Source organism: Mitsuaria sp. CC2, assembly GCF_048957715.1.
Lineage (GTDB): Bacteria > Pseudomonadota > Gammaproteobacteria > Burkholderiales > Burkholderiaceae_C > Roseateles.
Window position 1 is genome coordinate 39,860 of the sequence record NZ_JARVXN010000017.1, and the last position, 12,949, is coordinate 52,808.

The window sequence follows — 12,949 nt, forward strand, 5'->3', positions numbered from 1 at the left end:
ATAAATTGGATGAATGTGGCGCCGATGTCCAGACTTCGTCCTGTCATCCCCAGGAAGCAACCGCCATGTCCGCTCACACCGCCGCAGATCAGACCCTCTTCACCCCCGGCCGCATCGGCGCGATCGAGGTCCGCAACCGCGTCGCGATGGCGCCGCTGACCCGCTCCCGCGCGAGCGCCGACGGCGTGCCGTCGCCGCTGGCCGTCGAGTACTACCGGCAGCGCGCCTCCGCCGGGCTGATCGTGGCCGAGGCGACCAACATCTCCCGCCAAGGCCGCGGCTACGCCTGGACGCCGGGCATCTACACGCCCGAGCAGGTCGACGCCTGGAAGCGCGTCACCGACGCGGTCCATGCCGAGGGCGGCAAGATCGTGCTGCAGCTGTGGCATGTGGGCCGCATGTCGCATGTGAGCCTGCAGAAGGACGGGGCCGCGCCGGTCGCACCGTCCGCCCTGCAGGCGGGCACGGTCGTCTTCACCGAGGCCGGCTTCGAGCCGCCGTCGGCGCCCCGCGCGCTGGAACTGTCGGAGCTGCCCGGTCTGGTCGAGGACTACCGCCGCGCCGCAGTCAACGCGAAGGTCGCCGGCTTCGACGGCGTCGAGATCCACGCCGCCAACGGCTATCTGCTGGAACAGTTCCTGCGCGACAGCACCAACCGCCGGACGGACCAGTACGGCGGTTCGATCGAGAACCGCGCGCGCTTCGTGCTGGAGGTGGTCGACGCCGTGACCGAGGTCTGGGGCGCTGATCGCGTCGGCCTGCGCCTGTCGCCGCTGTCGACCGCGATCGGCGACACGCCGATCGACAGCACGCCGGCGCAGACGCACGGCTACCTGGCCCGCAAGCTCGGCGAGCGCGGCCTGGCGTATCTGCATGTGGTGGAAGGCCAGCTGCACGCCGGCAACGGGGCCGACGCCTTCGATGTCGAAGCGCTGCGCTACGCCTTCGGCGGCGCGTACATCGCCAACAACGGCTATGACCGTCAGCGCGCGTTGAATGCGACGTCGTCGGGCCACGCGGACATGGTCGCCTTCGGGAAGCCCTTCATCGGGAATCCGGATCTGGTCGACCGTCTGAAGGGCAATCTGCCGCTATTCGAGGCGCCGCAGTCGGCGTACTTCGGCGGCGGCGCCGAGGGCTATACGCAGTTCAGCCAGCAAGCCGCAGCATAAGCCCCGCCCGATCAGCTCGGTGCATTCTCACTCCCTCCCCCGCAAGCGGGAGAGGGAGCAAGGCTGCTGCATTTCGACCGTCGTAGGCGGCAGGGGGCGTCACTCAGGAGAACACGCCGACCGCGGTGACCAGCACCTGCGACTGCTGCTCCAGCGATTCCGCCGCTGCGGACGCCTGTTCCACCAGCGCCGCGTTCTGCTGCGTCGCCTGGTCCATCTGCGCGATGGCCTGGTTGATCTGCTCGATGCCGGCGGTCTGTTCCTGGCTGGCGCTGGAGATCTCGCCGACGATGTCGGTGACCCGCTTCACGCTGCCGACGATCTGCGACATCGTCGCCCCCGCCTGACCGACCAGCGCGCCGCCCGCTTCGACCTTCTGCACCGAATCGCCGATCAGCGCCTTGATCTCCTTGGCCGCCGTCGCGCTGCGCTGCGCCAGCGTGCGCACTTCGGCCGCCACCACCGCGAAACCGCGGCCCTGCTCGCCGGCACGGGCCGCTTCGACGGCCGCGTTCAACGCCAGGATGTTGGTCTGGAACGCGATCCCGTCGATCGTGCCGATGATGTCGACGATCTTGTTGGACGAGCTGCTGATCGACGCCATGGTCGCCACCACCTCGTCGACGACCTTGCCGCCCTGCACCGCGATCTCCGACGCGGACATCGCCAGCTGGTTGGCCTGGCGCGCGTTGTCGGCGCTCTGCTTGACCGTGGCGGTCAGCTCCTCCATCGAGGCCGCCGTCTCTTCCAGCGCGCTCGCCTGCGATTCGGTGCGCGACGAGAGGTCACGGTTGCCGGCGGCGATCTCGCCGGCGGCCGTCGCGATCGTGTCGGTCGAGCCGCGGATCTGGCCCACCGTCGTCGACAGGCTGCGCTGCATGCGGTCCATCGCGGACAGCAGGCTGTCGGCATGCGCGTCGCGCAGGTCGACCGCCACGTTCAGGTCGCCCGCGCCGATGCGGTGGACGATGTCCGCCGCATACGCCGGCTCGCCGCCGAGCTGACGGTAGATGCTGCCCGCCAGGCGCCAGCCCAGCACGCCCACCACCGCCATCAGCGCCAGGCCGATCGACAGCAGCACGACGGCGCTGCGCCAGAAGGCCTTGTCGATGTCGTCGATGTAGTCGCCGAAACCGATGATCCAGTCCCAGGGCTTGAAGTGCACGACGGCGTAGAGCTTCTCGACCTCGTCCTTGGTGTTGGGCCGCGTGCCGAGCGCGATCACGGTGCCGATCTGCTTGCCTTCGAGCGCGGTGCGATAACGCACGCCGGCTTCCTTGCCGCCCTTGGCGTCGACGATGCCGACGCGCTTCGGGTTCGGATGCACGAGGTTGACGTCGTCGCTGTAGCCGCGGACGAAGAAGTAGAGCTCGTCCTTGCGGAAGCTGCCGATGATCAGCTTGCCCTGCTTCTGCGCTTCCTCGCGCGTGATCTTGCCGGCGGTCTCCTGCTCATGCAGCTTCTCCAGCGCGGACTGCGCCAGCACCACCAGCGTCGACAACTGCGCGGTGCGCTCCTTCATCATCGTCTGACGCAACGTCGTCAGCGACACCGCGGCCAGGACGACCATGCCGATCAGCGCGGCGAGACACAGGAAGAGGATTCGGGTTCGGAGTTTCATGGGGGGCGTGTGGAAGGCTGGCGGCCGCGCACGGCGGACGGGATAGCCCGAACGGGCCATCCGGGTTTATCGGCCAGTTCCCCCTTCGGGTGAATCCGGGTCGGCGCTAACGCACGGCGTTATCCGTCACAACCGCACGGTTGGGCGAGCCGAGCGTGAAACCGATTTCGGTCACGCCATCACGCGATTCGGCGAAGGTCGCGCCCCCATGCATGCGGGCCACGGCGCGCACGATCGCCAAGCCGAGACCGAACCGGTCCCCGGCCTTCGAGCGCGAAGACTCGCCGCGCCAGAAGCGGTCGAACATGCGGCGCCGGATGTCCTCGGGGATCGGATCCCCCGGGTTGACCACGGTCAGCTTCGCGCCGCCGCTGGCGCCTTCGCTGCCGCCGGCGCGCAGCCCCTGCCCCCGCGGATCCGCCTCGATCCGCACCGTCAGCGTCGCCCCCTCCGGCGCATGCCGCGACGCGTTGGTCAGCAGATTCACCAGCGCGCGGCGCAACAACGCGCGGTTGACCGGCAACCGATGGTCGCCTTCGACGGTCATGCATTGATGCCTTTCCTCAAGCAGGATCTCGAGGAACTCGCCCACGCCCAGCGCCTCGTCGCGCAGCGAGCGCTCGAGCAGATCGGCCGCCGCGTCGCCCTGGTCCGCGCGCGCGAGGAACAGCATGTCGTTGATCATCGACGCCATGCCGCGCAGCTCCTCCAGGTGGGATTCCAGCACATCGCGCATCTCGGCTTCCGGCCGATCCCGCGACAGCACCACCTCCGCGCCGCTGATCATGATCGCCAGCGGCGTGCGCAGCTCATGCGCCACGTTGGCATTGAAGCCTTCGAGCTGGTGCCAGGCTTCCTCCATCCGCGACAGCACGTCGTTGAAGCGCTGCGCCAGCGGCATCAGCTCGGCGCTGTCCTCCGGCAGGGTAAGACGGCGCGACAACGCGCCGGGCTGGATCGCCTCGGCCTCGCGCGACAACGCCGACAACGCGCTCAGCCCGCGGCGCGTCGCCAGCCAGGCCAGCGCGATGGTGCACAGCACGCCGGCAATACCGACCATCAGCCCCGCGTCGTCGTAGGTCGCCAGCATCTGCTGGCGCGGCCGCGGATCCATCCCGATCAGGACCTGCGCGTCGGGGAAGGCCGCGTGGTCCGGCAGCAGGAAATGTGCGCCGCGCAGCGCCACGCCGTCCTTGCGGCGCAGCCAGACCTTGTCGCCGTCGCGTTGCACCGACGGCGGCATCGGCTCCGCGCCGTACAGCAGCGCGCCGTCTCGCCCGACCAGCCACACGTTCCAGCGGAAGCGCCCGCCGACGCTGGTCGCCGCCAGATGACGGCGCAGCATCGGCAGGTCGTCCATCGAGCGCGCCTCGCCGATGAAGTGCTTCACCACCTCCGTCTTGCCGAGCAGGTCGGCGCGCTCGTCGGCGATCAGCACCTGCTCCAGCGCCTTGTGCAGCAGGAAGCCGGCGGCGGAGAACACCACCACCGCCACCAGCGCCAGCATCAGCACCAGCCGCGCGGAGATGGACCCGAGCCGACCCGCGCTCATCGCGACGCTCTCATCGGCAGGCTCGACACCATCGACCTTCTCATGGCGACGGCGCTTCCAGCACGTAGCCCATGCCGCGCACGGTGCGCAGCATCTTGGTCTCGAAGGGGTCGTCGACCTTCGCGCGCAACCGCCGCACCGCGACGTCGACGACGTTGGTGTCGCTGTCGAAGTTCATGTCCCAGACCTGCTCCGCGAGCACGGTGCGCGACAGCACCTCGCCGCGACGGCGCATCAGCAGCGCGAGCAGGAGGAATTCCTTGTTGGTCAGATCGATGGACTGCCCGCCGCGGAACGCCTTCCGGCGCGCGAGATCAAGCTGCAGGTCGCCGAGCGTCAGCATCGTTTCCGAAGCGCCTCCGCTGCCGCTGCTCGCGCCCGATCCCGAACGCACGCCGCGTCGCCGCAGCGCGGTCAGCCGCGCGAGCAGCTCCGAGAACGCGAAGGGCTTGACGAGGTAGTCGTCCGCGCCTTCCTGCAGTCCATGGACGCGATCCTCGACGCCGTCGCGCGCGGTCAGCATCAGCACGGCGACGTCCTTCTCCGCCTTGATCGCCTTCAGCACGCTGAAGCCGTCGATGCCCGGCAGCATCACGTCGAGCACGATCAGGTCGTACTCGCCGTTCAGCGCCAGGTGACGGCCGTCGATGCCGTCGGCGGCCACGTCGACGACGTAGCCGTTCTCCGTCAGCCCCTTGCGGAGGTAGCCGGCCAGCTTCGGTTCATCTTCGACGACGAGGACACGCATCTCTGCTCCTTGGGCGCCGCCCGCAGACTCGAGGTCCCGAGGCGGCGCGGGCACCACGGGGCGGATTATCGGCAGCAACTCAGCGCTGGCCCTGCGCGGCCTTGACGATCAGGTCGGCGACCGCCTGCGGCTGCGACAGCAGCGAGACGTGGCTGGCGTTCAGCTCGATCGTCGCGGCGCCCATGCGCTGCGCCAGGAAGCGCTGCAGGTCGGGGTTGATGGTCCGGTCCTGCGTGGACACGGCGTACCAGCTCGGCTTCACGCGCCAGGCGGCGGTCGTCGTCTTGCCGCTGGCCACGGCGCGGGCGAAGGGCTGCTGCACGGCGAAGTAGCTGAGCGCCTCGGCGGACGGCAGGTCGCCGGCGAAGTCCTTCAGGAAGGCGTCCTGCGACAGGCTGCCCCAGTCGCCGTTCCACTTCAGGCCGGCGGCGGCCGGCGCAGTCGGGAACTTGCGGGTCAGCGCGGGGTAGTCCTCACCGGCGTCCGGGGCGCGGGCCGCGATGTAGACCAGGCCGCTGACCTTGGGGTCGGCGCCGGCCTCGGAGATCACCATGCCAGCGTAGGAATGGCCGACCAGCAGCGTCGGTCCGTCCTGCTGCGCCAGCGCGCGCTTCACGGCGTCGGCGTCGTCCTGCAGGCTGGTCAGCGGGTTCTGCACCGAGGTCACGTGCAGGCCCTTGGCCTGCAGCAACGGGATCACCTTGCCCCAGCTGGAACCGTCGGCGTACAGGCCGTGCACCAGCACGACGTTGCGGACGGCGACCGGCGCGGACTTGGCCGTGACGGCCGTCGATGGCGGGGCAGACGGCGCGGCGTCCGTCTCGGCGTATGCAGCACCGACGGAGGCGAAGGCGGCGGTGGCGACGAAGGCGGTGGCCATCAGCTGGCCGAGGAAGGTCTTGCGGTTCATGAGGCTCTTTCGCGTGGAGGGGGACGCCGGCGGCGTCCTGGACGTGGGGTGCATCCGCAGCGGCCTGGTGCCGACTGCTTGGAATGCACTGTAGAAATCGGGCTCCCACGCGAAACGCACAGCCACATTACAAGTTTGAAATCTTCGCCACGCGTCCCCTTCATTTCCTCCGTCATCCCCAACTTGACAGATTGCGACCGGCCCGCGCCGAGCCTAGGCTAAGCGCTCCACACAGCGGGAGACCCGCCATGCCCTTCGACCAGACCGCACGCACCAGCGGCATCGCGCTGGCACTCTCGGGCGGCGGCTTCCGCGCCGTGCTGTTCCACGTCGGCGTGCTGTGGCGACTCAACGAGCTCGGCGCGCTGGGCAAGCTGGCGCGGATCTCCAGCGTGTCGGGCGGCTCCATCACCTCGGGACTGCTGGCCGTGCGCTGGCCGCGACTCGCGTTCGGCGAGGACGGCCGCTCCGCGCTGTTCGAGGCCGAAGTCGCCGCCCCGCTGCGCGAGTTCTGCGCGCGCAACATCGATGTCGCTTCGGTGTTGTCGGGCGCGTTCAATCCCTTCCGCTCCGCGGGCGAAGCCGTCGCCGACGAGTACCGCAAGCGCCTGGGCCTCGACGCGTCGCTGCAATCGCTGCCGGACGATCCGCGCTTCGTGTTCAACGCGACCAACTATGCGACCGGCGTCAGCTTCCGCTTCTCCAAGCCCTACGCGGGCGACTACCGCATCGGCCTGATCCCGAAACCGCGCTTCGACGTGGCGACGGCAGTCGCCTGCTCCAGCGCCTTTCCGCCGGTGCTGGCACCGATCGAGCTGGAGGTCCGGCCCGAGGACTTCACGAAGGTCGACGGCGCCGATCTCTACGACCAGGTCGACTATCGCCGCCGCCTCATGCTGGCGGACGGCGGCGTCTACGACAACCTGGGATTGGAGACGGTCTGGGGCCGTTACGAGACGGTGCTGGTCAGCGACGCCGGCAAGCCCTTCGACATCGACGCCGGTATCGGCACCATGGCGCCGCGCCAGCTGATGCGCACGATGGACATCGGCCTGAACCAGGCGCTGGCGCTGCGCAAGCGCATGCTGATCGCGGCTTACGCCCGCGGCGACGCGAAGGGCGCGTTCTGGGCGATCGACACGGACATGGCCGACTATCCCGCGACCGAAGAGGCGACGCTGCCCGTCGCCGCGGCGCGCGTCGCGGACCTGGCGGCGATCCGAACCCGGCTCGACCGCTTCAAGGACCAGGAACAGTGCGAGCTCATCAACTGGGGCTACGCGGTCAGCGACGCGGCGGTGCGTTCACGCGCGCCGCACGTGGCCACGCGACATCAGTCGCCGGCCTGGCCGTATCCGAAGCACGCGCTGAACTGAAGCCGCCCCACGGCCGTCGTTCCCGGGCACCTCGCGATGACCGACATCTTCCGCATCGAACTGCTGCCGGCGCGCCACGGCGACTGCCTGCTGCTGGAGTACGGCCACGCCGCCCGCCCCCATCGGGTGTTGATCGACGGCGGCCCGATCGGCGCCTACGGTGCGCTGTCGCAGCGGCTGGCCGCGCTGCCCGCCAACCAGCGCGAGCTGGAGCTGCTCGTCATCACGCACGTCGACGGCGATCACATCGAGGGCTGCCTCAAGCTGCTCAACCACCGCGAGCTGGCGACCTTCCGCGACATCTGGTTCAACGGTTGGCCGCACATCGCGCAGCCGCTGAAGGAGCCGCCTCCGCCCAGGGCCGGCGCGACCAACGCCAACAACGCGACGGGCATGCCGGGCGCGGCGAATGGACCGAACGGGGCGGGTGCGGACGTGAACGCCCAACGCAGCGCGCTGCAGGGTTCGATGATCAGCGTCCGCATCGAGGACCGGCAATGGAACGCGGCCTTCCAGGGCGCGCCGATCTTCGTGCCGGCGATCGGTCCGCTGCCGGTGCGCGAGCTGCCCGGCGGGCTGCGCCTGACGCTGCTGTCGCCGACGCTGGCCAAGCTCGAGAAGCTGCGCGCCGCGTGGGATCGCGCGCTGGAACGCGCCGAGCTGGACGCCAGCGATGAAGGCGCGCTCGGCGCGCGCCTCGAAGGTCGCGCGGCCTTCCGCTCCGGCGGACTGCGCCGACGGCCCAGACCCGAGGAGATGCTGTCCTCGACCGCGCTGGCGCTCGGGCCCATCGACAACGCGGTGGCCAACGGTTCCAGCATCGCGGTGATCGCCGAGTACCAGGGCCGTCGCATCGCGCTGCTCGGCGACGCCCACGCACCGACGCTGACCGCCGCGCTGCGACGCCTCGCGGGCGCCGCGGGCGAACCGCGCCTGCGGCTCGACGCGGTCAAGATGGCGCATCACGGGTCGGCCGCCAACCTGAGCGAGGACTTCCTGAGCCGGATCGACTGCGCGACCTGGCTGATCTCGACCGACGGCAGCATCTTCAACCACCCCGACGACGAGGCGCTTCACACCGTCGTGCGGCACGTGCCGGGCGCCCGGCTGCTCTTCAACTACCGGTCGGCGCGCACGGCGCCGTGGGACGAGCCCGCCCTGCGCGCCGCGCACGGCCACCAGGCCTTCTACCCGACCGACGCCGCGGCGGGAATGTCGCTCGACCTCATGACTGGACACCCGACGTGACCAGCATCGCCGAGGCCCAGGCGTTGTCCTGGCCTTCGTAGCGGCGATAGAGACGCCGCCGCGCGTGACCGAAGGCGGCGTCCAGCGAGCGGCTGCGCTGCAGCATGCGATAGAACAGCAGCGCCTGCACCGCCGCCGTGCGGTCGTTCACCCGGCACCGATAACCGAGCACGGCATGGATGCCGGCCTCCGCGGCCAGCGTCGCGAAGCCGGAGTTGCCGCTCTCGCAGCTGCTCAGGTAGACGAAACGCGTGTCGCGCAGATAGCCGAGGATGTCGCCGAAGTCGACGCACTGCGGCTCGTCCTTCGGCCCGACGAACAGGAAACCCGTGCCGCCCAATTGCCGCGCGCCGGCCGGCTGGAAACAGGTGTGGCCGGCGAAGTGGATCAGGTCCCAGCCGCCGTCGCCCAGCGCCGCCACCAGGCTCTCGCGGCTGAGCGGCCCGTCGAGTCCGATCACGGCGACGTTGCGCTCGTGGAAGAGCGGCTGCCCGCTGCGCGGGTCCGGCCGGGTGAGCAGCTTCTTCACCCGGGCGCATTCGCGCCGCACCGCCGTCAGCGGCGCCAGTTGCAGCGCGCCGCCCTTGAGCTGGTCGTCGTAGGCCGTGCCGTGCGTGTCGGCGCAGATCAGCAGCGCGCGGCGAGCCGCCACCGGGCCGGCGAACAGGCTGCTCTGGCTCTCCTTCGAGGCCGCGAGCCGACGCGACATCGAGGCCGCCTTCGCCAGCCACGGCACTTCCTGCGAGGGCTCGAACATCGCTTCGAGCAGCAGCGGATAGCAGTCCTCCGAGACCTCGAAGGTGATGCGGTCCGTCACCTCCCTGCCCGCATCGCCGAGCTGCTGGAAGGCCTTGAGCCGCGCGTTCTCGCGCTGCAGGCGGAAGCTCTCCTGGTCCTCGCACAGCGCGATGCGGATGCTCTTGCCGATGCGGGAGAACTCCTTGTACCAGTCCGGCTCGTGCATGTACTGCGCCTGCCAGTCGAGCCGCGCCGACTTGCTCACCGTCAACGGACCCGCGCCCTGGAACTGGAAATCGATGCCGTGCATCTCGAAGCGCCAGTTGTCGGCGATGGCGGAGACGCGGATGTCCAGGCACGGGTTCACCACGGCCGCGCGCGCCCGGCCGCCGCGGCTCATCGGCGCGTCGTTGCCCGGGCCGCCCGCCACGGCATCGTCTGCGTCCGGCGATTCCAGACCGAGCAGCTCCAGCGCGAAGCTGCCCGCCGACGCCGGGTCCGCATGCAGCGTGACCCGCAGCCGGATGCAGGCCATGTTCAGTTCGGTGGTCATCGCCGGCGCCAGCAGCATCATCGGCGTGTTGCCGAGCACGCGCACCTCGCGGCAGAACGCCAGGCCGCCATCCTCGGCGACGACCGCGCCCGCGTCGTCGGCCAGCTGGCTGCCCACGATGATGTAGTCGAAGGGCTGACCGGTGAGCAGCTCCAGTCCGGTCTCCCGGTTGGTCTCCTCCTGGATGGTGTGACGGCCGAGCTGCCGCAGCTGCTTCTTGATCTGCGGGCCGAGACTGCCCTGCTGCTGGGGGCTGAGCATGAGGAGGATGTCAGCCATGGGACCTCCGGCGCGGGAAGCTCAGCACGAACTCGGTGTCGCCGTCCGGCAGCACGCTGGCCTTGAGCGCGCCGCCCTGGTTCTTCATCAGCTTGCAGAGCAGCGGATTGGCCAGGCGCAGGTCCGCCTGGGCGGCTTCGGGCGCGGCGAAGCGCTCGCCGTGCCGGCGCGCCGGCGGCAGGCGACCGCGCAGGCGCAGGAACACGAGTTCGTCGTCGGGCACCAGGGTGAGTCGCACGATCGCCGTCGCCGGCGCCGCGCGCAGCAGGACGGACAGCAGGCTCTCCACGACGATGTGCAGCTGCATGTGGTCGGCCTCGACCTCGACCTTGCGGCCTGCCGTCTCGAACACCACCTTGCGGCGCTCCGACGCCGCGAGACTGGCGAGCAGCGCATCGATCTCGCCGTCGAGCCGGATCGTGCTGGCGACGCGCGCGGAGACGCGGGCCTCACGGTTGTACATGGCCAGCCGCGTGAAGGCGTGCTTCACGCGACCGAGCTGGCGGAGCACGGTCTGCAACTCGCGGCCGCGCGCCTGCTCTCGAGCCGTCTCGGAGCTGAACGCGGCTTCGAGCTGGTCCTCCAGGCAGGACATCGCCATGCCCAGCGGCGCCTGGGTCTCGACCGCCAGTTCGTAGGCGGTCTCTTCCAGGAACTCCAGCTGCACCGAGCGCCGGATCGGCCGCAGGTCCCGCGCGATGAAGACGTGACCGCCGAGCTGGCCCGGGAAGTCGCGCCGCGTGATGAAGACCGGCAGCCCGCCCGCGTCGGCCCCGGAGCCGGAGCCGGAGCCGGGACCGGAACCGGAACCGGCAGCGGGCGAGACGTCGGAAGCGTCGGGCGCCTCGTCGATGGCGGTGCCCCTGCGGCACACCCGCATCTCGCCGATGCGGTCGCCGGCCTCGGTGCCGTCGAGCAATGCCGCCAGCGGCTCCGGATTCTGGAACAGCGTCAGCAGGCTGCGGCCTTCCAGCGCCTTGCGCGTGAGGCCGAACAGCGTCTCCGCCGCGGGATTGACGCGGCGGATCCGCAGCTTCGCGTCGGTCGCGATGATGGGATCGGACACGTTGTTGACGCACTCCGTCATCAGCGTGAGGTCGCTGATGCGCTCCATCGCGCCGGCCACCTCGTGGGCGATGTCGGTGAGCTGCCGCACGTGCTCGCGTGAGAACGCGCTCACGCGCGGATCGTCGACGTTGACGATGAAGCGCACCCGTTCGCTGTCCGAGAACACGATCGGCACCGCCAGTTCCGAGCGGATCGGCTCGCCGTCGGGCGTCCGGAGGTATTCGGGGTCACGCGTGACGTCGGGGATCTTCTGCGGCTGCTGGGTCCGCACGACGCGACCGAGGATGCCCTGGCAGAGTCCCTGCGCGTAGTCGCCCCAGGACACGCCGGTATCCATGGCGGATCCGTCCTCGCCGCGCCGGGCCGAAGCGACACGCACGATCGCGTCGCGCGCGCTGTCGATCCGGAACAGCGACACGTGCTGCCAGCCGAAGATCTCGACCAGCGCATCGGACAGGCAGCGGCAGGCGCCCTGGATGTCGGCGCAGCGGTTGAGCTCCCGGAACATGCGCAGCTGGCGCCGGTCGCGCTTGCGTTCGTCGTGGTCCAGGCTGCACAGCACCGCCTCGATCAGCGGCAGCTGGTTGAACAGCGCCAGGTCCTGTTCGCCGTAGGCGCCGCGCTTCCGGCTGAGCAGCGTCATGATCGCGACGGTCCGCTCGTCCTCGCCCTCGCCGCGCGTGATGCGTCGCCACATACTGGACTTGAGGTCCATGGCGTGCATCTGCCGGCTCATCGGCTCCTCGACCATGTCGGACCACGGCGGCTGGCTCATCACCGTCTCGAAGTCATGGAAGCCGCCGCACTGGCCCTCCATGAAGGCCCGCTGCGCGGCGTTCAGCTCGTACCACGCGGTCGGCACGTCCTGCCGGAACGGCGGATGGTTGAAGACGATCTCCGACTCCCAGGCGCTGTCGTCCTCGACGACGCGCGACACCAGCATCAGGTCGAAGGGCAGCTCGCGGCGCAACGCCTCGGCCACCAGCGGCAGCAGGTCCGCGCGGCCGGCGTGGCTCAAGGTCAGCGCGCGCACCTGGTCGGTCAGCACCTGATGCTGCAGGCTGCGGAAGAAGCCCAGCGAGCCGACGACGGTGCCGTGGTCATCCATCAGCGGCAGACCGGTGACCTCGACGGCGACCTGCCGCCCGGGATCGTCCTGGCAGGTCAGCGTGACGCGGTAGGCGCCGAGCTCGCGGTTGCGGCGTCCGCGGGTCTCCTCGTCGAGCACGCGGCCGGCCTCGCCGGCGAAGAGCCGGTCCAGGCGCAGCTGGTCGACATGCCCGACCCCGCTCATCGTCAGCGCGGCGTCGTTGGCGTAGAGGACGTTGTTGGCCAGATCCCGCTGGATCACGGCGATCCGCGAGCCGTCGAAGACCGCCCGCTTCATCTGCCCGAGCATCGCGGCCGCCGCCGCGGAGGTGGGTTCCTGCCTGGCGTCTTTTCCGGCGTCATCCATGAGGTCGCCTCCTGGCCATCCCTGGCCGTCAGTCCTGCCGTCTTTCCCAGTCGACGGCCTGAAGGCTACGCCGATACGTCGGGCGGCGCGCCTGACAACATAGGGATCCTTGCCCACTGCAGGTATCGGTCGGTGCCCTGACCCAACGACGACGAATAACTGATGCGCATTGCCAATGTCCCGGAACGACTGGTGATCCGCAGCTGGCGCGGGCCCAAAAGACGAAGG

At 69.9% G+C, this 12,949-nt stretch carries 9 protein-coding genes; 3 read left to right on the forward strand and 6 right to left on the reverse strand.

The window, feature by feature from the left end; translation table 11 throughout:
- The first annotated feature begins 65 nt into the window (after positions 1 to 65).
- Positions 66 to 1,172, forward strand: coding sequence for an alkene reductase (locus PV762_RS12270; RefSeq protein ID WP_421035289.1), 1,107 nt, complete (start codon positions 66 to 68; stop codon positions 1,170 to 1,172).
- A 103-nt stretch (positions 1,173 to 1,275) separates the two neighbouring features.
- On the opposite strand, the gene PV762_RS12275 is transcribed toward PV762_RS12270, so the two are convergent.
- The 4 genes from PV762_RS12275 to PV762_RS12290 all read right to left on the reverse strand — a co-directional run bounded on the left by PV762_RS12275 (position 1,276) and on the right by PV762_RS12290 (position 6,003).
- Positions 1,276 to 2,793, reverse strand: a complete 1,518-nt coding sequence (locus PV762_RS12275) for a methyl-accepting chemotaxis protein (protein WP_421035290.1) — start codon at positions 2,791 to 2,793, stop codon at positions 1,276 to 1,278.
- A gap of 106 nt (positions 2,794 to 2,899) precedes the next feature.
- A complete protein-coding gene (locus tag PV762_RS12280) occupies positions 2,900 to 4,345 on the reverse strand; it encodes a heavy metal sensor histidine kinase (RefSeq protein WP_421035291.1) in 1,446 nt (481 codons plus the stop codon).
- A gap of 40 nt (positions 4,346 to 4,385) precedes the next feature.
- Positions 4,386 to 5,093 (reverse strand): heavy metal response regulator transcription factor, encoded by a 708-nt coding sequence (locus PV762_RS12285; RefSeq protein ID WP_421035292.1) that lies wholly within the window; start codon positions 5,091 to 5,093, stop codon positions 4,386 to 4,388.
- A gap of 79 nt (positions 5,094 to 5,172) precedes the next feature.
- Positions 5,173 to 6,003 (reverse strand): alpha/beta fold hydrolase, encoded by an 831-nt coding sequence (locus PV762_RS12290; RefSeq protein WP_421035294.1) that lies wholly within the window; start codon positions 6,001 to 6,003, stop codon positions 5,173 to 5,175.
- A 248-nt stretch (positions 6,004 to 6,251) separates the two neighbouring features.
- Here PV762_RS12290 and PV762_RS12295 point away from each other — a divergent pair, with 248 nt between their 5' ends.
- The gene (locus PV762_RS12295) at positions 6,252 to 7,379 is read left to right on the forward strand and encodes a patatin-like phospholipase family protein (RefSeq protein WP_421035296.1); all 1,128 of its coding nucleotides are present in this window, start codon (positions 6,252 to 6,254) and stop codon (positions 7,377 to 7,379) included.
- A 36-nt stretch (positions 7,380 to 7,415) separates the two neighbouring features.
- Positions 7,416 to 8,627: a hypothetical protein gene (locus PV762_RS12300; protein ID WP_421035297.1), complete on the forward strand. Its 1,212-nt coding sequence runs from the start codon at positions 7,416 to 7,418 to the stop codon at positions 8,625 to 8,627.
- On the opposite strand, the gene PV762_RS12305 is transcribed toward PV762_RS12300, so the two are convergent.
- Together PV762_RS12305 and PV762_RS12310 are read right to left on the reverse strand one after the other, a co-directional pair.
- Positions 8,605 to 10,197 carry a CHAT domain-containing protein gene (locus tag PV762_RS12305; RefSeq protein ID WP_421035298.1) on the reverse strand — a complete coding sequence of 531 codons (1,593 nt, stop codon included), beginning with the start codon at positions 10,195 to 10,197 and terminating at the stop codon, positions 8,605 to 8,607. The genes PV762_RS12300 and PV762_RS12305 overlap by 23 nt on opposite strands.
- The gene (locus tag PV762_RS12310; protein WP_421035299.1) at positions 10,190 to 12,721 is read right to left on the reverse strand and encodes a GAF domain-containing protein; all 2,532 of its coding nucleotides are present in this window, start codon (positions 12,719 to 12,721) and stop codon (positions 10,190 to 10,192) included. The genes PV762_RS12305 and PV762_RS12310 overlap by 8 nt, the downstream gene beginning before the upstream one ends.
- Between the last annotated feature and the right edge of the window lie 228 nt (positions 12,722 to 12,949).

Coding starts and splice junctions, on each gene's coding strand:
- PV762_RS12270 (WP_421035289.1), top strand. CDS start 66: ATGTCCGCTCACACCGCCGCAGATCAGACCCTCTTCACCCCCGGCCGC.
- PV762_RS12275 (WP_421035290.1), bottom strand. CDS start 2,793: ATGAAACTCCGAACCCGAATCCTCTTCCTGTGTCTCGCCGCGCTGATC.
- PV762_RS12280 (WP_421035291.1), bottom strand. CDS start 4,345: ATGAGCGCGGGTCGGCTCGGGTCCATCTCCGCGCGGCTGGTGCTGATG.
- PV762_RS12285 (WP_421035292.1), bottom strand. CDS start 5,093: ATGCGTGTCCTCGTCGTCGAAGATGAACCGAAGCTGGCCGGCTACCTC.
- PV762_RS12290 (WP_421035294.1), bottom strand. CDS start 6,003: ATGAACCGCAAGACCTTCCTCGGCCAGCTGATGGCCACCGCCTTCGTC.
- PV762_RS12295 (WP_421035296.1), top strand. CDS start 6,252: ATGCCCTTCGACCAGACCGCACGCACCAGCGGCATCGCGCTGGCACTC.
- PV762_RS12300 (WP_421035297.1), top strand. CDS start 7,416: ATGACCGACATCTTCCGCATCGAACTGCTGCCGGCGCGCCACGGCGAC.
- PV762_RS12305 (WP_421035298.1), bottom strand. CDS start 10,197: ATGGCTGACATCCTCCTCATGCTCAGCCCCCAGCAGCAGGGCAGTCTC.
- PV762_RS12310 (WP_421035299.1), bottom strand. CDS start 12,721: ATGGATGACGCCGGAAAAGACGCCAGGCAGGAACCCACCTCCGCGGCG.